This is a genomic window from Priestia sp. FW507-14D1A, assembly GCF_058781295.1.
Genome location: NZ_JBYSWQ010000001.1, coordinates 364,609 through 383,313, shown reverse-complemented (window position 1 = coordinate 383,313; position 18,705 = coordinate 364,609). Strand labels below are relative to the sequence as shown.

General features: G+C 34.4%; 21 protein-coding genes and 2 pseudogenes. 13 read left to right on the top strand and 10 right to left on the bottom strand.

Annotated features, from left to right (window positions below; translation table 11 throughout):
* Positions 1–650 precede the first annotated feature (650 nt).
* Positions 651–1,092, bottom strand: a pseudogene (locus tag AC3WJG_RS02345) (cell wall hydrolase).
* Between the two features lie 156 nt (positions 1,093–1,248).
* Between AC3WJG_RS02345 and AC3WJG_RS02340 the strand changes: the two are divergent.
* Entirely contained in the window at positions 1,249–1,656 is a 408-nt protein-coding gene (locus tag AC3WJG_RS02340; protein WP_235593595.1) for a hypothetical protein, read from the top strand.
* A gap of 122 nt (positions 1,657–1,778) precedes the next feature.
* Here the strand turns inward: AC3WJG_RS02340 and AC3WJG_RS02335 are convergent, their stop codons facing one another.
* Both AC3WJG_RS02335 and AC3WJG_RS02330 read right to left on the bottom strand, forming a co-directional pair.
* Positions 1,779–1,955, bottom strand: a complete 177-nt coding sequence (locus tag AC3WJG_RS02335; RefSeq protein WP_097823078.1) for a DUF8096 family protein — start codon at positions 1,953–1,955, stop codon at positions 1,779–1,781.
* 73 nt (positions 1,956–2,028) lie between these two features.
* Positions 2,029–2,178, bottom strand: coding sequence for a hypothetical protein (locus AC3WJG_RS02330; RefSeq protein WP_253351640.1), 150 nt, complete (start codon positions 2,176–2,178; stop codon positions 2,029–2,031).
* Positions 2,179–3,136: 958 nt separating this feature from the next.
* On the opposite strand from AC3WJG_RS02330, the gene AC3WJG_RS02325 reads away from it, so the two are divergent.
* Positions 3,137–4,408, top strand: a complete 1,272-nt coding sequence (locus AC3WJG_RS02325; protein ID WP_136789752.1) for a cation:dicarboxylate symporter family transporter — start codon at positions 3,137–3,139, stop codon at positions 4,406–4,408.
* A gap of 46 nt (positions 4,409–4,454) precedes the next feature.
* Positions 4,455–5,888 (top strand): aspartate ammonia-lyase, encoded by a 1,434-nt coding sequence (gene aspA / locus AC3WJG_RS02320; RefSeq protein ID WP_337134708.1) that lies wholly within the window; start codon positions 4,455–4,457, stop codon positions 5,886–5,888.
* A 140-nt stretch (positions 5,889–6,028) separates the two neighbouring features.
* Here the strand turns inward: aspA and AC3WJG_RS02315 are convergent, their stop codons facing one another.
* From AC3WJG_RS02315 to desA, 3 genes are all read right to left on the bottom strand, one after another.
* Positions 6,029–6,181, bottom strand: a complete 153-nt coding sequence (locus AC3WJG_RS02315; protein WP_473829177.1) for a DUF8096 family protein — start codon at positions 6,179–6,181, stop codon at positions 6,029–6,031.
* Positions 6,182–6,511: 330 nt separating this feature from the next.
* Positions 6,512–7,860, bottom strand: a protein-coding gene (locus AC3WJG_RS02310; RefSeq protein ID WP_102814123.1) for an IS3 family transposase whose coding sequence is annotated in 2 segments (ribosomal slippage) — positions 6,512–7,416 and positions 7,416–7,860 — 1,350 coding nt in all. Because the reading frame shifts where the segments join, the coding sequence is not laid out codon by codon here.
* 189 nt (positions 7,861–8,049) lie between these two features.
* Positions 8,050–9,102 (bottom strand): Delta(5) desaturase DesA, encoded by a 1,053-nt coding sequence (gene desA / locus AC3WJG_RS02305; protein WP_098332641.1) that lies wholly within the window; start codon positions 9,100–9,102, stop codon positions 8,050–8,052.
* A gap of 630 nt (positions 9,103–9,732) precedes the next feature.
* Between desA and AC3WJG_RS02300 the strand changes: the two genes are divergently transcribed.
* Positions 9,733–9,864, top strand: a complete 132-nt coding sequence (locus tag AC3WJG_RS02300) for a hypothetical protein (RefSeq protein WP_230185485.1) — start codon at positions 9,733–9,735, stop codon at positions 9,862–9,864.
* A gap of 6 nt (positions 9,865–9,870) precedes the next feature.
* Here AC3WJG_RS02300 and AC3WJG_RS02295 read toward each other — a convergent pair.
* Positions 9,871–10,125: pseudogene (locus AC3WJG_RS02295) on the bottom strand (isochorismatase family protein); the annotation flags it as partial.
* A gap of 91 nt (positions 10,126–10,216) precedes the next feature.
* On the opposite strand from AC3WJG_RS02295, the gene AC3WJG_RS02290 reads away from it, so the two are divergent.
* The gene (locus tag AC3WJG_RS02290) at positions 10,217–10,843 is read left to right on the top strand and encodes a type 1 glutamine amidotransferase family protein (protein WP_337134304.1); all 627 of its coding nucleotides are present in this window, start codon (positions 10,217–10,219) and stop codon (positions 10,841–10,843) included.
* Between the two features lie 294 nt (positions 10,844–11,137).
* Here the strand turns inward: AC3WJG_RS02290 and AC3WJG_RS02285 are convergent, their stop codons facing one another.
* Positions 11,138–12,046: a DMT family transporter gene (locus AC3WJG_RS02285; protein ID WP_337134303.1), complete on the bottom strand. Its 909-nt coding sequence runs from the start codon at positions 12,044–12,046 to the stop codon at positions 11,138–11,140.
* A gap of 469 nt (positions 12,047–12,515) precedes the next feature.
* On the opposite strand from AC3WJG_RS02285, the gene AC3WJG_RS02280 reads away from it, so the two are divergent.
* The 5 genes from AC3WJG_RS02280 (at position 12,516) to AC3WJG_RS02260 (ending at position 15,433) form a co-directional block, all read left to right on the top strand.
* Positions 12,516–13,109, top strand: coding sequence for a YdeI/OmpD-associated family protein (locus tag AC3WJG_RS02280; RefSeq protein WP_337134302.1), 594 nt, complete (start codon positions 12,516–12,518; stop codon positions 13,107–13,109).
* Positions 13,110–13,250: 141 nt separating this feature from the next.
* Positions 13,251–13,622, top strand: a complete 372-nt coding sequence (locus AC3WJG_RS02275) for an iron chaperone (RefSeq protein ID WP_060745101.1) — start codon at positions 13,251–13,253, stop codon at positions 13,620–13,622.
* Positions 13,623–13,662: 40 nt separating this feature from the next.
* Positions 13,663–14,370, top strand: a complete 708-nt coding sequence (locus AC3WJG_RS02270; protein ID WP_337134301.1) for a DNA alkylation repair protein — start codon at positions 13,663–13,665, stop codon at positions 14,368–14,370.
* Positions 14,371–14,532: 162 nt separating this feature from the next.
* Positions 14,533–14,826 carry an RNA polymerase alpha subunit C-terminal domain-containing protein gene (locus AC3WJG_RS02265; protein ID WP_337134300.1) on the top strand — a complete coding sequence of 98 codons (294 nt, stop codon included), beginning with the start codon at positions 14,533–14,535 and terminating at the stop codon, positions 14,824–14,826.
* A 121-nt stretch (positions 14,827–14,947) separates the two neighbouring features.
* The gene (locus AC3WJG_RS02260) at positions 14,948–15,433 is read left to right on the top strand and encodes a tetratricopeptide repeat protein (protein WP_337134299.1); all 486 of its coding nucleotides are present in this window, start codon (positions 14,948–14,950) and stop codon (positions 15,431–15,433) included.
* 251 nt (positions 15,434–15,684) lie between these two features.
* Here the strand turns inward: AC3WJG_RS02260 and AC3WJG_RS02255 are convergent, their stop codons facing one another.
* Positions 15,685–15,873 (bottom strand): hypothetical protein, encoded by a 189-nt coding sequence (locus AC3WJG_RS02255; RefSeq protein ID WP_014458940.1) that lies wholly within the window; start codon positions 15,871–15,873, stop codon positions 15,685–15,687.
* Between the two features lie 510 nt (positions 15,874–16,383).
* Between AC3WJG_RS02255 and AC3WJG_RS02250 the strand changes: the two genes are divergently transcribed.
* Positions 16,384–16,611: a hypothetical protein gene (locus AC3WJG_RS02250; RefSeq protein ID WP_217598699.1), complete on the top strand. Its 228-nt coding sequence runs from the start codon at positions 16,384–16,386 to the stop codon at positions 16,609–16,611.
* A 91-nt stretch (positions 16,612–16,702) separates the two neighbouring features.
* On the top strand, positions 16,703–17,551 hold the full coding sequence (locus tag AC3WJG_RS02245; RefSeq protein ID WP_337134310.1) for a sialate O-acetylesterase: 849 nt from the start codon (positions 16,703–16,705) through the stop codon (positions 17,549–17,551).
* A 131-nt stretch (positions 17,552–17,682) separates the two neighbouring features.
* Here the strand turns inward: AC3WJG_RS02245 and AC3WJG_RS02240 are convergent, their stop codons facing one another.
* Positions 17,683–17,838: a hypothetical protein gene (locus AC3WJG_RS02240; protein WP_176524009.1), complete on the bottom strand. Its 156-nt coding sequence runs from the start codon at positions 17,836–17,838 to the stop codon at positions 17,683–17,685.
* Between the two features lie 352 nt (positions 17,839–18,190).
* Between AC3WJG_RS02240 and AC3WJG_RS02235 the strand changes: the two genes are divergently transcribed.
* Complete coding sequence (locus tag AC3WJG_RS02235) at positions 18,191–18,451, top strand: Rpn/YhgA-type helix-turn-helix domain-containing protein (protein ID WP_337134298.1); 261 nt, start codon at positions 18,191–18,193, stop codon at positions 18,449–18,451.
* Positions 18,452–18,705 lie beyond the last annotated feature (254 nt).

The following is an 18,705-nucleotide window of genomic DNA, read 5'->3' as shown; positions in this document are numbered from 1 at the left end:
ATCATGATTGGAAAAAGTAGAGTATATTCGATTACCCTACGGTTCCCAAATGGGTAGTATGGAGGGAGGAAAGTGAAAATAGTAGAGGTACAAAAAGATAAAAATACTTATAATCATGCTAAAGAGCACTCCTGTTTTTTGAATACAGGGGTGTTCTTCTACAATAAATTTTGTATGACAACCTATCAATTTATGTGTTATGATGACTATAGACCTAATCTTTCTTATACTTTAGTATAGAAAACTTAAATTCTCAAGAAGTGCCCTTATTCTCCAATACCATTAACGATGAGGGTGCTTTTTTTTATGCGAAAAATTCATAAGTGCTTGCCAACTGTATGATACGAATATGTTTTGATAAAAATACATAGCGAACAGGTGTAATTAACATGACAGAAAGGAAGGAGGCTGCTCAGGCTTCTGGCTGCAACTTTAATCAAAACTTCATATACTAAAGAGATTATTTTTTTCCTAGTTTATATAAGATAAATAGAAACCAATTGAATAAGTAGAAAGCTACAACTAAAAATGAATCAAACAAAGACCCTCAAGTTCTCTATACTGTTGAATTTGAGGGTGTTATGTCATATTTAAATTATTAACTATTTTTCATTAATAGTAGAGACATTAATAGAAAACTCCTCAATAACTTAACCTCTATAAACACTAGCACATGTATCTGGTTTTGGCTCATAATAACAATGATTTTTAAATTGACCAGATGCAGGTTGACCGTACCATGTTGGAGGGCACGGAGCATGGGGATTAAAATACCAAAGAGCAAATTTCGCTGGGTGTTGTCTCCAATAATCCAAATTCTGCTTTGCTAATCTTTTTTCAACACCTCTTGCTCTTTGATAAAATACATTGCCTTTTTGAACAGCTTCAAACGAATAATTCCCCCCCCTGGACTTGATAAATGACTTGTGAAACGGTTCTTAAATTTTTAAAGTCTATACAATTTGCTGCAAGACGATTAACAATTACATTTCCCACATATAACATTCCTTGTCTTCCTTCACCCTCAGCTTCTGCTCGCATCATCCTTGCCATTAAGTTAATGTCTGAATTACTGTACTTTACTCTTGCCATTTATTCACCCCCCAAAACATAGTATGAAAAAAAGCCTATATTGATGTCATTGTTTATAAGCTAGCAATGCTTAGTTTTCACATATCATCGCGCATATTTAATCATTACCATTAAATAAATTGATAATAATTAGTTACCGCAGTAGGTGATCGTTAGATGCTTATCGAATACGTTATAGGCAGTAACATTGTAAATCGAATGCCTCAAGTTTTAAAAATATGCCTTCGCAATAAATATCATCTCTCAGCCTGTACTAGTTACAAATCTGGCACTGATTCATTTGTGCAATTTACTAATATTAAACTTTTAAGGAGAGAGGAAATGGGAACATTATTTAATCAAACAACACGAAAAGATTATTTTGATAATGATGCTGTTAAATTTCTTGATACAGTAAAAACTCTTGCAAGAGATCATGGCCTGACAGTTGAAGAGACCTGTCGTGTTTTAGAACTATCTATGAAAATTGATGATTATGACCGCAAAGATGAACACATAGTAGCATTAGGACGATTAATAAAAGATTTAATTAATGAAATTTCTATGTTAAGAGAAAAGTTATAACCTAATAAAGTAGAAAAAACATCTAGAGAGTAAGATATTTCTTCTACTTTAAGATGGCTAAAACACAGTTAAACTAAAAAAGAGAAGGTTTTTAACCTTCTCTTTTTCTATATCATCGATGTTTAAATACTCTTTTTCATCCCGCATTCTCGACATTCACGTAAGAATACGCCACCCTTTACAGAACTTTTGAAGTAAGATGAATTGCAGTTGTTACATCTGCCACTCACCTTATCGGGAAATGCAGCATAGTCATACACTTTATCTAGATCGATTTCTTGCTCTTTTATTTCTTCCAGGTTGATCACTCTTTTCTATTTGGCTTTTATTAGACTACCACAATTACATCTATATAGAAGGGGTATGTTAAAATTACTCTGGTTTTTCCACTAGTTGCATCTGAAAAATTTGCGTTTCTTGAATATTGGCTCTTTGAAGTTCCTGTTTAAGGGATTTTCCTTCTTTTAGTTTAATGATTTTCTTTGAACCGTCACGTAACGTGTATACTTTAAAATTGTACATAAATGTACCTCCACCAAAATAAATGCTTCCTGTACACGATTTCTTCAGGAACTAAGCCAAGCGAACAAGGTTAATATTTAAATAACAGTTCGTCGTTATTTAAATATTCTTCACTTCTATGAGGCTTGTCTAAATAAAATGTACGCGAAATGAATAATATTCTTCTTGATTTATCTGTTGTATATAAATATAATGTAACTGAAGTACGCAAAAAGAGAACATGAAATTTAAAATATCCTTTTCGTTATTATCATTTTTTTGATTCCGTTCATTATCTATATACAAGAAACGCATGTTTATTATAATGAGATTACAGTATGAAGAGGTTGAAGGAGATACCCCAACTTAATGCTGTAGTTTCGTTAATTAAGTTACACCTGGAATAAATACTAAATTCCTTTAGCTTTCGGAGAGATATGTGTAGTTACTACGATTGAGACTTTTTGAAAGCGATATCATTTTATTTAAAGAAAAACATTTTAAGAGATTTAATTATTTTAACAAGTTATAGAGATATCTAGTGTTATTGCTACCTTATCTCTAGACACTAGATAAAAAAGAAGATATTTCTTTATCTGAAATGAGGGAATAATAGATTAGGATATTGTTGTCTAACATTCATATAAATCTAGAAGTGACTGTCACTAGATTTATATGAATGTTAGACAATAAACAGGATTTCAAAAAGGTTAAAAGGATAATAGAAAATCTCTTTATAAACGATACTATATGCTCAGGTATATAAGATGAGCCGAAAAAGTGTATTTTACATTAAAGGTTTTGAAAACGCTTTACTGAAGGGGGGAGTTAATTTCAAATCATATGGTTACCATTTATTTTAAAGGTTATTCACACATTGGACTTATTTTTAATTATTGTCTTTTTTTATAGACGCTAGCCTAAGCATAGGCTCTCTTTAAGTGTTTTAATGAACCGCAAATTGAAAGGGGTTACAACTATGAAGAAATTGGGATTAGCTACACAAATATTTATTGGACTTGCGTTCGGGATTGCTATAGGCGCTATTTTTTATGGAAACAATACAGCGATGGCAATTCTTCAACCTTTAGGGGATATTTTTCTTCACCTAATTAAAATGATTGTTATTCCTATCGTTGTATCCGCCCTCATCGTATCTATAGCTGGTGTAGGTGATATTAAAAAGTTAGGAAGACTAGGTGGAAAAACCATTCTTTATTTTGAAATTGTTACTACCATTGCATTAGCAGTGGGCTTATTGGCCGCAAATTTATTCCATCCAGGTACTGGTATAGATATGGGGAACCTTGAGAAAGGTGATATATCCAAATATGAAGAAACATCTAAAACAACTGAAAGTGCAGGTGTAGCAGCTCAAATCGTTCATATCATCCCAACTAATATATTCCAATCATTGACTGAAGGAAATTTATTAGCAATTATCTTTTTCTCAGTCTTATTTGGTCTAGGAGTTGCAGCAATTGGAGAAAAAGGCAAACCAGTTTTAAACTTTTTTGAAGGTGTACTAGAATCCATGTTTTGGATGACAAACTTAGTTATGAAATTTGCTCCATTTGGCGTATTTGCTTTAATTGGTTTGAATGTGGCGAAGTTTGGAATTGGTTCATTAATCCCTTTAGGAAAGTTAGTACTCGTTATATATCTGACCATGATTTTCTTTGTTTTTGTAGTATTAGGTATTATTGCAAAAATGGCTGGAACTAATGTTTTAGTCCTTATAAAAATATTAAAAGATGAGTTGATTTTAGCGTTTACAACCGCAAGCTCTGAAGCAGTATTGCCAAGGTTAATGACTAAAATGGAGAATTTTGGTTGTCCGAAAGCTGTTACATCATTTGTTATTCCGACAGGATATACCTTTAACCTTGATGGATCATCCATTTACCAAGCCATTGCTGCCCTTTTTATTGCACAAATGTATGGCATTCATTTATCTTTCGTAGAACAAATTACACTTTTACTTGTATTGATGTTGACTTCCAAGGGAATGGCAGGAGTTGCAGGAGCATCATTTGTTGTTGTATTAACAACACTGGGATCAATGGGATTACCTCTAGAAGGCATGGCATTCATTGCTGGTATTGATCGTATTTTAGATATGCTTCGTACATCTGTCAACGTAGTAGGTAACGCATTAGCTGCTATTGTGATGTCTAAGTGGGAAGGCGGATTCGATAAAGAAAAAGCAAAGCATTATACAGATTCTATTAAAAAATCAGATGTAGCTTAAAATAATTTATTTGTTTATAAAGAAGGAGATCAATATTATGACAGATATGGGAACGCTTGAAAAACAAGATGTAAGAATTGAAAAAGATTTCTTAGGAACGAAAGAAGTGCCTGTCAGCGCTTATTATGGAATTCAAACATTACGTGCAGTTGAAAATTTTCCAATAACAGGTTACCAGATTCACCCGGAACTCATTAAAGCATTAGGAATCGTTAAAAAGGCTGCTGCTCTTGCTAATATGGAAACAAAAAGGTTATATGATGGGTTGGGTAATGCAATTATTGAAGCAGCAGACGAGGTTATTGAAGGGAAAAGAAATAATCAATTTATTGTTGATCCAATACAGGGTGGTGCGGGGACCTCAATGAATATGAATGCAAATGAGGTTATCGCAAATAGAGCTTTAGAGTTACTTGGTCATAAGAAAGGTTCTTATTCCGATTTAAGCCCTAATAGTCATGTAAACATGTCACAGTCAACAAATGACGTATTCCCAACTGCTATCCATATTGCAACGCTTAATCTGTTAAATAAGTTACTGAAAACAATGAATTATATGCACAGTGTATTTCAGCAAAAGGCAGAACAATTTGATTCTATTATAAAGATGGGACGTACTCACCTACAGGATGCGGTTCCAATCCGTCTTGGTCAAGAATTTGAATCATATAGTCGTGTTCTTGAGCGCGATATGAAACGTATTAAGCAATCCTATGGACATTTATATGAGGTTAATATGGGAGCAACTGCAGTTGGAACTGGTTTAAATGCAGATCCACGTTATATCGAAAATGTTGTAAGATATCTAGCAAATATCAGTGGTTTACCACTTAAGAAAGCCAATCATCTTGTAGACGCGACTCAAAATACAGATGCTTATACAGAAGTCTCTGCTAGCTTAAAAGTTTGCATGATTAATATGTCTAAAATTGCGAATGATATCCGATTAATGGCATCGGGTCCTCGTGCAGGATTAGCTGAACTTATATTACCAGCTCGTCAACCTGGTTCATCTATTATGCCTGGAAAGGTCAATCCTGTCATGCCTGAAATGATTAATCAAGTAGCTTTTCAAGTTATAGGTAATGATCATACAATTTGCCTGGCATCGGAAGCAGGTCAACTTGAACTAAATGTGATGGAGCCTGTTCTTGTGTTTAACTTGCTTCAGTCGATCAGTATTATGAATAACGCATTCCAAGTCTTCACAGACCATTGCCTAAGAGGCATTGAAGCAAATGAGGGACGTTTAAAAGAATATGTAGAAAAAAGTGTAGGGATTATTACAGCCGTAAATCCACATATCGGATATGAAGTAGCAGCACGAATTGCTAGAGAGGCTATTTTAAATGGAAAGTCGGTACGAGAACTATGTTTGCAATATGACGTATTGACTGAGGAGGAGCTTGAGTTAATTTTAAATCCCTATGAAATGACGAACCCAGGTATATCTGGCAGCTCTCTTTTTGACAGAAATTAATTTTTAAAGCGTGCTCCATATTAAGTTTATCGTATAAGCCACCTACTTTGGATATCCCTAGGTGGCTTATTTTCTATATACACGTCAAAAAATACCAACTACCATTCAAACCATGCTATTTTTTATAGTCTAAGTACCACCTAAATGCTTTTCTTCATGCCAAACTCTCGACATTCACGTAGAAAAATGCCCCCTTTTATAGAACTTTTGAAGTAAGATGAATTGCAGTTATCCCATCGGACACTAACTTTATTCGGAAATTCAGCATAGTCGTAAACTTTATCAAGGATGATTTTTTGCTACTCTTTCTCTTCTATAAGGAAAAGAGGTATCAGAGAGAGCAATTAAAAATACTTCATCATATAAAGCCATGGCAAAAGCATTAGAAAATCTTTCAAAGGAAGATATTGCTTCATCGTTAAACATGCATAAAAGTTTATTGACTTCTTTAAAAGAAATGCACTTCTAACAAGTAAAGAGCCTAATTGGATATTCGATTTGCTTTCTTATTTTCCTACCGATAACACTTTTTATATTAACTAAAGGCGTATATCATATACAACTTAAACACAGAAAAAACTACTGCTCCTGTTGAACTGAACCCAAAAAGTTAGACACGTTATTTAGGCAGCTAATGAGGATTGAATTCTGTATTCTACAGGGGTTAATCCTTTTAATTTTTCTTTTATTCGTAGATGGTTGTAATAGAGGATATAGGCCTCTAATTCCTGTTTGAACTGTTCTATACTTTCAAATTCTTGTAGATAGAGTAACTCTGATTTTAATAGACCAAAGAAGTTTTCAATAACCGCATTATCTAAACAGTTACCCTTACGGGACATGCTTTGAGTAATGTTATTTTCCTTCAATAAATGCTGATATTTGGTCATTTGGTAGTGCCATCCTTGATCAGAATGAAGAATAGGGCAGTCTCCCTCATTTAAACAGTCAAATGCTTTATGTAACATCGTAGTGACCAGTGAAAATACAGGTCTCTTGTCGATATGGTAGGAGATAATTTCCCCATTAAAAAGGTCCAAAATAGGTGATAAGTAAAGCTTCTCTCCGAATAGGTGAAACTCTGTGATACCGGTTACCCATTTTTCATTTGGTTTAGATGCTTTAAAATCACGTTTAAGGATATTTGGAGCGATTCTTCCTGTTCTCCCACGATAAGAACGATACTTTTTGAGCCGAACGAGGCACTTTAAGCCTAGCTCTTTCATCAATCGACAGACCGTCTTATGATTAATAAGATAGCCTAGACGATGTAATTCTAGCGTAATACGACGATAACCATACCTCCCTTTGTGTTTATGAAAGATATGATGAATGGTTTCTTTAACTTCTTTATACTTGTCAGGGCGCTTAAAGGCTTTTATCCAATAATAATACGTACTACGAGCGATTCTAGCTACTTTGATAAGGTCGACGACCTTATACTCATGCCTTAATTCAAACACTACTTGGGCTTTTTCTCGCTCTTTAATTCCCTTGATGTTTGTACTAAGGCGTTCAACTTTTTTAAGTACGCATTTTCCATTCGTAAATATTCAAGTTCCTTTACTAGCTCTTCATTTGTTTTCTGTGAATCATTATTTTTAATCGAATTCTTCTTCACTTTTGGCGGCCTCCTGGTCTTGGCATACAGACCGTCCATGCCCTGTTCTTCAAAGATCCTTCTCCATTTTATAACCGTTGAATATGAAGGGATATTAAATACAGAAGATGCTTCACGAATAGACGCTCCCGTTTTTTCAATATACGTTAATACGTCCATTTTAAACTCGGCAGAGTACTTTGTATACGTTGATTCTAAACCTTCTTTCCCATGTTTTTTAAATAATGCCACCCATTGAATAACATCTGATGTATTCGCACCATATAACTCAGCTGTTTCTTTATATGAATATTGCTTATTGATGTAGAAATCTACAGCTTTTAACTTTGTTTCAAGTGTGTGTTTTGACATAAAAAACTGCACCTCCAATTATTAGTTTTTGTCTAACAATTGGGGTGCAGTTCACTGTACAGTAGTTTTTTCTGTTACTTGAATTTTATTTAAAAGGGTCTATGAGAGAATGCTTCACAGCATCTTAAGCAGTTTGTTCAATTCACTATTTATTATTCATTTTATAAATTTAAATAAAAAAGAAGATATTCAATTTTTATTGAGGTTGGGTCTTTTGTTATTCAAATTCATACGAGATTTTTTATTGTCTAGTAGATGCTTAATTTCTTTGAAGCTTACAAAACTTTTATTTTGTTGATCTAAAAGTCGAAAACGAAGGGACTTCAAGCTTGTACTTAGTGTAATTGTTGTTGCTTTCTGTAATGGTGGCGTAGACTCATGCGCCTTTTCTAAATTATAGTTTGGAACTCTTGGAGCCAAATGATGTACATGATGGAAACCAATATTACCTGTTACCCATTGTAAAACTTTAGGAAGCTTGTAATAGGAGCTGCCATCAACCGCAGCTTTCACGTAATCCCACTCCTTTTCGTTTTCAAAGTAGGAATCCTCAAATTGATGCTGTACGTAAAATAGCCAAATTCCTAGTGATCCTGCTACAAAAAGGATGGGAGCTTGAACAAGCAGAAAAGCTTGCCAACCAATACCCCAACATAAAAGTGCATACACTGCAACAATTGAGAAATTGGTTAAATATGTGTTCAAACGTTCCTTTCGTTTCGCGTCTTTTCGATTCAATCGGTTAGAAACTAAGAAAAGATAGATGGGACCTAATCCAAACATAACAAGTGGATTGCGGTACATTCGGTAAGCTAACCGCCCCCAGTAGGAAGCTGCAACATACTCGTCAACTGTCATGACCCACACATCACCAGTTCCTCGTTTATCTAAGTTGCTGCTCGTGGCATGATGAATCGAGTGGCTTCGTTTCCACTGTTCATACGGAAACATGGTGATAACCCCACTGATTGTGCCAAGGATATTATTCGCTTTTCGGTTTTTGAAAAATGATTGATGACAACAATCATGGAAAATAATGAAGGTTCGGACGACGAACCCGGCTGTAACAATAGCTATTGGCAGTGTTAGCCAATAAGAAACGGACAAACTTTTATAAGCTAGAAACCAAAGTAGTAAAAACGGAAGAAATGTGTTTATTAATTGCTTTATACTCGATTTCGTATTGGATTTTTCAAAAGGTGCTACATTTTTTCTTAATTCAGTCGTTTTTTGTTTGCTCATGTGTTCCTCCTTACATCTTTCTTTACATTGATTAGTATTCAACTCTTCTTTATATTTATAGTAGAACATAGTAGCTGGTAATAAAAGATATAAACGTCAAGTAGTTAGTATGACAATTGTCATACATGTGTGAATGTATTTTCTTAATAAAAGGAAAAGGGTATGAAAAAATTCAGTTTCATTAAAGCATTAGCATTATTTCAGTCCTAGCTATTTAAAAGCACTCATCAGTGTGTACCTTTCCAACAGGTTTTGTGCCACTATTTTTAAAATATAATGCGAACAAGTAACTACTTCTACTATAATGTCTAGGATTGGAGGTAGCTTTTCAGAGCTATGAAGTTTCAACTGTCGTGCACTTTGTTATAAAACAGAAAAACCTATTGGTTCATCTGGCACCAGTAGGTTTTTCTATTTAAAACAACAAGGATTTTAAAGTATTGGATAGATGCCTCACGGCGTCTTGTTTAGTTTGCTCGTTATAGTAGATATTATTCAACGTAGGCAATCTAAATATAATAAAATGAAAAATAATATTAGATTGTTTTTGTCAGAAATCATAACAAAGTCATAGCTTGCTTATATCGGTTTATATGTAATGTATTAAATCCAAAAGCTGCTCTTTTCTTTTTGAGTATTTTTTCTCAGTTTATTTCAGCTGATACAGCTAGCTGGGTATGTTGGGCTTATGGAACGGAGATCGTTATCGCAGTAGGTTTGTGGTTTATCTTTATTTCGACAGTGATTTTCAGTCAAATTTAACTTTTTGATCAATTCTTCAGTTGTTAAAACTTTGGCAAACTCATTATCTAAAGTTGCTAATGATACAGCATGTATTTGTTCAGCTGGATAATATGCATTATCTGCTCCTTTTATTGCAAATGCAGCTGTGGCATCTGATATGAGATACGTTTCAAATCCTAAATTATTACTCATTCGAGTAACAGTTGATACACAATGTGGAGTCGTTAATCCTACTATTACGACTTTTTCTATTTTGTTTTCTTTCAAATGATTCTCAATCTCCTTATTTTTTCTGAATATTTTAACATTTCTATAGATATATGCCTTTAAAATGGTATAATATAGAGAACGTCAGTTCGGGAGGCTTACTATGCAAACAAAAAAAGTTTATATTTATGTATTTAATACAATGTCAGATTGGGAGTATGGATATTTAATTGCTGAACTAAATTCAGGAAGATATTTCAGGCAAGGTTTAGCCCCTTTAAAAGTAATGACGGTAGGAGTTAATAAAGAAATTATTAAAACAATGGGGGGACTGAGTATACAGCCGGATATTTCTCTTGATGAGTGCACTCTTGTGGATAAAGATCTTTTAATTCTACCGGGAGGAACTACATGGAGTGAGGAGATTCATCAACCTATATTGAAAAAAGTTGGGGAAGTTTTAGAGCTTGGTACTATTGTAGCTGCAATTTGTGGTGCTACTGATGCCCTTGCAAATAATGGATACTTAGATTCTAGAAAGCATACGCTGAATAACTTAGAATATACAAAAATGGTCTGTCCTAATTATAAAGGAGAGAAGTTGTATGAGATTGGACCTGTAGTATCCGATAATAACATGATTACTGCTTCAGGAGTAGCACCTCTAGAATTCGCGAGGGACGTATTAAAAAAATTAGATGTATTTGCATCAAATACATTAGATTCATGGTATAGCTTAAATAAAACTCAGAAGTCCGAATACTTTTTTCAGTTAATGAACTCAATATAGATTCCTGATTATATACAAGGTCGATTACAATAATTTTCTTTTTTATTTTTGTAGATACCTATAATCCATTTTATGTAAACTAGCATTCTAGTGTGAATTTACTTGGTACTTGAAGCAAGAGGTAACCCAATATTATGTCGGGTTACCTTTTGGTGAAATTAAACAATTGTAATTATGTTTTGTCATTATATACGACTTATTCCTTTAGAAATGTATCCTACTATGTAATTCATAAGCTTCTTAATTTCTCTTTTGTAGATATTCTAGAAGACCCGCGTTATAAAATCTACCTAACTAATTTTCTTTGTTTTTAACAAGAGCAACATTTGGAGTTTTACCTTTTGATTTCCTAGATGAAAGATAAACGCCAGCAAAGATAACAAGTAGTCCAACGATTACGTTTGGAGTAATTGTCTCTCCCAGTAGTAAATAACCCCATACCATGGCCGAGGCAGGGATCAGGTATGTAACCGTCGCTGCTAATTCAGGACCACCATTTTTATTAATATAAAAATAGATCAACTGACCCAATCCTGAACCAAAACAGCCGAGACCCACAATCGCCAGAATCGGAAGTGGATGAATCAACAAATCTGATTTGAATGGTTCGGTAATCAACATCCCAAATAAACCAATGATAGCACCTGTTAGTAAGGTGAAGGTTGTTATAGTTAGCACGCTCACCTCAGACAGAAACCGTTTTGTTAACTGCCCAGCAAGCCCATAGCAGATACAAGCAACAAGCATTGTTCTAATCCCAACAAACCCTTTCCCGAAAATCTGACCAAATTGAAAATCCATAAGGACGAGTATCCCGAAAAAACCGATAAGAATACCGATCCACTGACGTCGGGTAAGTCGATAAGAAAAAAGAATAAATCCGATAAGACCTGTCCAGATTGGAGTGGTTGCATTCAGAATGGAGGCAGTCGTACTGTTTATCTCAGTTTCACTTAAGGAAATTAATCCCCAAGCCAAACCACAGTTAAATATACCAACAACAATCAATGCCTTCCAGGGCAGTTTCTCTTTAACTTTTCTGCGCTTCCACCATAAAAACGGAAGCAAGATGATAGCACCTGCTAAACAACGAAAAAATACAATTCCCCATATTCCAGCTGAGGGAAGCAGCCACTTCATAAATACAAAAGATAAACCCCAAATTAAACTAAGCCCAATTAAGGCTCCATACAATCGAAACATAATACACCTCCTTACTTCACTTATTATGGCAAATTTTGTTGATTATTTCATTCCGAAATTTTGCTTTGTAGAACATTTTCTCATGTTTTTTTTTTTCGTTATCTTGATATCTTTCTCTAGGTACATAAGGTATTTTTTTATAAAATAATAGATTCGACGTTATTCATAGGAATAATTCGGAAAGGTTTAGAGCTTTTATTGAAAGGGAACGTTTGCTCTTATATAATATAGGGAACGACTGTTCTTTTTTTGAAGGTTCTTTTGATCGATTATGAGCAGCTACTAAACAGATTCATTATATGTATCGACATGAAGGCATTCTTTGCTTTGTTTTTTTCTATATTAAATGCAAACGTTGAAGAAGGGCATTTCCTATATTTGAAGAATAGTAACACCATTAAATGAATTAAAGGTTGCCTGTATGGCTGCTAGAGCCACAGATTAAAAAATTGAATAGGAGTGTTCCTTGATGACAAATAACAAAATGAATCCTAAGGTTGATGAATTTTTAACTAAAGCTAAAAAGTGGAAAGAAGAATATGAGACGTTGAGAAAGATTGTTCTTGACTGTGAGTTGACCGAAGATTTTAAGTGGATGAATCCTTGTTACACGTTCGAGAAAAAAAACATTGTTTTAATGCATGGATTTAAAGAATACTGTGCGCTGCTGTTTCCTAAAGGTTCTCTGTTACAAGATTCTCATGGTATTCTAATCCAACAAACGGAGAATGTACAAGGCGCGCGACAAATTCGGTTTACCAATGTGCAAGAAATAGCTGAAAAGGAAGCCATCTTAAAAGCTTATATTTATGAGGCCATCGAGGTGGAAAAAGCGGGATTAAAAGTCAAAGCTAAAAAGCCTAAAGAACTCATTATTCCTGAAGAGCTACAACATAAATTTGATGAAATGCCTGCTTTAAAAACGGCTTTTACTACATTGACTCCAGGACGACAAAGAGCGTACATTCTGCATTTTTCTGCGGCCAAACAATCTAAGACTCGGGAATCAAGGATTGAAAAATGCGTTCCGAACATTCTTAATGGAAAAGGATTAAATGATTAATACATTTTATTTAAAACATGGCGAATACAAATTGTTAATGTATTTGAGTCAAAAGTGAAACAAGGTTAAGTGAACTGACTGGTGTTCCATTTGTATAAAAGTAGAGTAAATTAAAAAAAATTTATTTGAGGAGAAAATGCTATGGAAGTTTTTGCAGAATATTTAGCGCGTATAGATAGTCCTGACCACCGTAATCGAATAGAGGAGGTTTTGGCGTGGATTGCTGATACTTTCCCAAATTTGGAACCACAAATCAAATGGAATACGCCAATGTTTACTGATCATGGCACATTCATCATCGGCTTTGCCTCAGCGAAACATCATTTGAGCGTTTCACCTGAAGAAACAGGAATCGTGCACTTTAAGCATGACATTGCCGAGGCTGGATACAGCGCTACTAAAGGCCTGTTTCGAATTCTATGGACTGAGCCAGTAAACTATGAATTACTTAAAAAAATAATTGAGTTTAATATGTTAGATAAGAAAGACTGTTCAACTTTTTGGCGGAAATAAAAAGCAGATTATGAACGGAGAAGAAGGAGGGTACAGAACGGTGGATTTTGAAATGGTTATGAAAGAACTTGAAGCGCTTGGCACGGAACGAATTAAAAAGACTTACATAAACAATGGTGCACACGATCCACTTTTTGGAGTGGCAACAGGAAAAATGAAGCCGATTGCAAAGAAAATCAAGAAAGATCAGGCTTTAGCCGAGCAGCTTTATGCGTCTGGCAATTATGACGCTATGTATTTTGCTGGTATCATTGCAGACCCAACAGAGATGACTGCGGAGGGTTTTGAGCGTTGGATCGATAAAGCGTATTTTTACATGCTGTCCGATTATGTAGTTGCAGTAACTTTGTCAGAAACCGATTTTGCGCATGTTGTTGCTGATAGATGGGTGGCAAGCGATGAAGAACTTAAAATGTCGGCAGGTTGGAGTTGTTACTGCTGGCTTTTGGGTAATCGTCCTGACGAGGAATTTAGCACAAGCAAGATTGCCGATATGCTTAATCAAGTGGAAAATACGATTCACGATTCTCCAGATCGGACGAAATCGGCTATGAATAATTTTATCTATACAGTCGGTGTTTCATATTTGCCACTTCATGAGAAGGCGCTTGAAACGGCAAAGGCAGTAGGTCCAGTCGAAGTTAAGAAGAATAAGAAAAAAAGTAGTATTCTTCTTGCTTCCGAAAACATTCAAAAGGATATAGATAGAGGAAGGCTTGGGTTCAAACGCAAACATGTAAGGTGTTAGCATGATTTGTAATGGAGCTGCGCTACCTGAAACGAGACTCATAAGTATTTAATGGTAATTAGCTTACTATACGTAGGAGGTTTTGTTCCTTCATAAACGATCCATTGAAGAAGTGGCAGAGGATGAAAGCAAAAAAATTCTTGGGAAAAGGGGAGATTAAAGATGAACATCCGAAAGGAAAATCTAAGGATCTGTCATAAAGGACACAAATATTATAAAAGCAGTAACTGTTCGACCTGCCCAACCTGTGAGCAAGAACGCAAACCTGACAATGGATTTCTTTCCATGCTATCAGCACCAGCAAGACGAGCATTGGAAAGCAACGGGATAGCTTCTTTGCAGCAGCTATCAACATTTAGTGAAAAAGAGATATTACAATTTCATGGCATGGGGCCGGCTTCTTTACCTAAACTTAGAACAGCTTTGCAGGCCAATGGGTTAGCCTTTAAAAATTAAACATTAAGGATAGTTAAAACAAGAAATAGTTCTGGATAAAGTGTACGAATACGCTGAATTTCTGGATATGTAAGGATGTTAAGAGATAAGTAGTGGGAAAAAGAAGGGTTGGAGATTTAAGTTGAATAACAAACTAAATAAAGCATTAGCGTTACGAAAGAATGGAAATCACAAAGAATCTAACGAATTGCTAAGTGAATTAGTTAAGGAATTTCCAGACGATGCTTTATATAACTATCAATGTGCGTGGAGCTTTGACATATTAGGAGAAGAAGAAAAGGCAGTGCCCTTTTACAAAAATGCCATAAAGATAGGATTACCTTCTAAGGATATGGAAGGTGCAATATTGGGATTGGGCAGCACATATAGAGCCTTGGGGGAATATGAAAAATCAAAAGATATATTTTTAAAAGGGATGGAATTATTCCCAGATAATCATGTAATTAAAGTGTTTTATTCCATGACCTTGTACAATTTAAAAGAACATAGTCAAGCGATGGAACTGTTATTGAAGTGCTTACTACATACGACAAATGACAATGAAATACTATGTTATAAAAAAGCCTTACATTTTTATTCAGATAAACTGGATCAGACTTGGAAGTAGCTTGTGAAATTCACTGAATATAAGTTCGTTTTCTGAAACGAGGAGAGGACTTTTTTTGTAACATTATTGGCAGAGTTCCTTTGATCAAATGATAGATTGTGAAGAAATACATTTAAACTATAGGAGGCTTTGATAAATAAGAAAGCCCTTACATATTATATATGTCTAATATGTAAGGAGCCCTATACGAATTACATTTGAAATAGGAGATTCCTGCTTTGGATCTTGCGCTTCTTTTTTTGTTGAAGCACTTATGTTTGTACAACCCTATCCTTACTAAACTCTTCTTCAATTAGCTTATCCATGAGAAAATGATAAAAAACGTGATAATTCGTTTTAGTTAGTTTGTCCAGTTCCTGGTGAGTGATGATATTATGTTGGATGAGTAAACCTATAGCAGCTGATATACAATTTACTTTTAAATCTTCTTCCCCTAACATATAAATCACCTTCCCTTAGTTACTAAGTAACCCATTCTATATAATAGGCATACTTAAGACACGGACTTATATAAGCTCTTTTCTCAATATTGCTCTCGTGCTGATATAAAATGATAATAAAATGTTCTTAACACTTTTTAATGCATACTGTTATTTTTATATACTTCGCTTTCTTTTCCTGCAAAAAAAACTAAATGATTTAAAATTTCCCTTATTATGGAATTTTACGTTTATTTTTAACAGTTAGGGAAGCTTTTGAACACTCAGTATGTATCTGAATGTCAATACCAAGAACTTATGAACGCCATCCAAAGAAAGTGAATAATGGAATTTATTTTAATGGGTTCTTATTATTCATCTTATGTAAATGCGAAATAAATGTGGTTTTCCTGTAAGTAAAAAAGGCAGCTTTAACTATGTCATAAACCTCCCTATAGGTAATTATTAAATTATATAGGGAAATTTACATCTCAATAAAATACTGTTATTACAAGTTAGGGAGGTAGAAGTATGAAAGAAACCAATAGTAAGAATTTAAAATCTGAAATTATAAAAAAGCATCAGGTATTATTTGCAAAGAGACTAGAACTTGAGAGTGAAGCAAGCCGTTTGATGTTAGAAATTAATTTATTAGATGCACAGAATACTCTTGATAAAGTAAATCAGTTAAACCAACAGATAGATGATATAACCTCTGAAATGGATTATTTGAAACAAGCCCTTGAAGCTATCAATTAAGCTATATATCAAAGTGTAACTAATTCTATAAGTATAACCACGAGTAATTTAGAAAAAAGTAATCAACATGGAAGAGAAAGAAGGTATTTCTATGAAATCTGTATTGTTAATTGGACAATCAAATATGGCAGGCAGAGGATTTATTGAGGATGTACCGCCGATTTACAATGAGCATATACATATGTTGAGAAACGGTAGATGGCAAACGATGGCAGAACCACTTAATTTTGATCGTCACATATCTGGTGTTGGGCCGGCAGCCTCTTTTGCTCAAGCTTGGACAGAGGATCATCCTGGCGAGTCCATTGGGTTAATACCATGTGCCGAGGGAGGAAGCTCAATTGATGAGTGGACAATTGACGGACTATTAACAAGACACGCGATTTCTGAAGCGAAATTCGCAATGGAAACAAGTGAGTTAGTGGGAATTCTGTGGCATCAGGGAGAAAGCGACAGTTACGGAGAACGTTATAAGACGTATGAAGACAAAGTGCTTTCGTTATTTAAACATGTGAGAGAAGAATTGAATGCACCAGATATCCCGATTATTATCGGTGAGTTGGGACATTACCTTGGAGACGTCGGATTTGGAAAAAGCGCTGTAGAATATAAACAAATTAACGAGATATTATCTAAAGTCGCCCACACTGAAAAAAATTGTTATTTTGTAACCTCAAAAGGCTTAACAGCAAATCCAGATGGCATTCATATTGATGCTGTCTCTCAAAGAAAATTTGGATTAAGATACTATGAGGCTTTTTCAAAACAAAAGCATGTTTTAGATGTTTTAGACGTTGAGCATGAATGGATTGAAAAGGAAGCAAAGCGTGAACTAACTAAAAATGAACGTATATTTGTTGAAAGTATGAAGTTTGCCTTGGGACAAGTAAGTTTTGAGGAGTTTTCTATTAATATCTCTACTATTAATGAAAGTAAGTAAAGCAAAATTAATCCCATTCTCTTTAGCTTGGTGCCTATTTTCCATATAAGTCTTCTTCACTCTATAAAAGAAACCTCCGTTCAAGTCATAAATTTGAACGGAGGTTTTTTATTATCCTCGAAAGGTTAAATTTATTTTTTATTTACTTGGCGTCCACTTTTTTTCTGGCTCTGGGAACTTGTGTTGCCAGTTTGAAATTCATTGCCTAATTCAACATCATTTCTTTTATCTTGCTTCTCTACTTGCTCTCTTGTTTGATTCTTTTTCTGTGTCCCTTGTTTTGACATTACTTATCTCATCTCGCTTTCATTTAGTATTGTTTTTAATATGTGCAACTATAAGAAAAAACATATAAATTAAATAATTTGTTAGTTGCTTCTGAATCAAAACCCTATTGATCACCAAGCTAACCCCGGCATATAAACAACCGAGCACACCTTACATTACTACTTACACCTCACCTAATGCAGTAATTACTCTTTTTTAGTTTTAGGGTGGACGGACAAGCTTTATGGGATTAATTTGATTTTGGAATAAGTGAGAATAGTATCGTAAAAAGGACACATAATTAGTAAAACAATTATTGTTGTTTAATGTGTCAAGAGATGAAGATTTTACTCATTTTTGGAGGAAGTTGTAATGGAGAAAGATCAAACGTTGAAAAATGCGATGAATGAATGGGCACGTGTAACTGAGGATCCACAAATGTTAATGACTTATGAAGTAAAACAGGAATTCCAAGTAGATGAAACATTGACATTAAAAAAAGCTGAAAAGCAAGGAGAAAAAAGAGCTATTAAGAGAGTAGCATTAAGAATGCTGCAAAAAGGTATGGATAATCAAACAATATCTGAATTAACGGAGCTTACAGAAGAAAAGATTGAACAGATTCGTAAATAACGAATGTAAACCGAAGGTAGGAAGAAATAGATCCAAAACAACATTTTATTTTATCACGATAAAAAAAGAGCTACCCCAAAATAGGAAAGAGGTAGCTTGCTCTATTCAAGCAAAAAGTTGAATACGTTGGTTGAGTTAAAACAACTACATTATTTTAACATGTATAAAATTTTTAGTAAAACGCTATCATTTCCAGTTTTATTACCTAATTTCCTCTGCTAAAATGGAATCATAGGGATGAAGAGAGAAGGGTA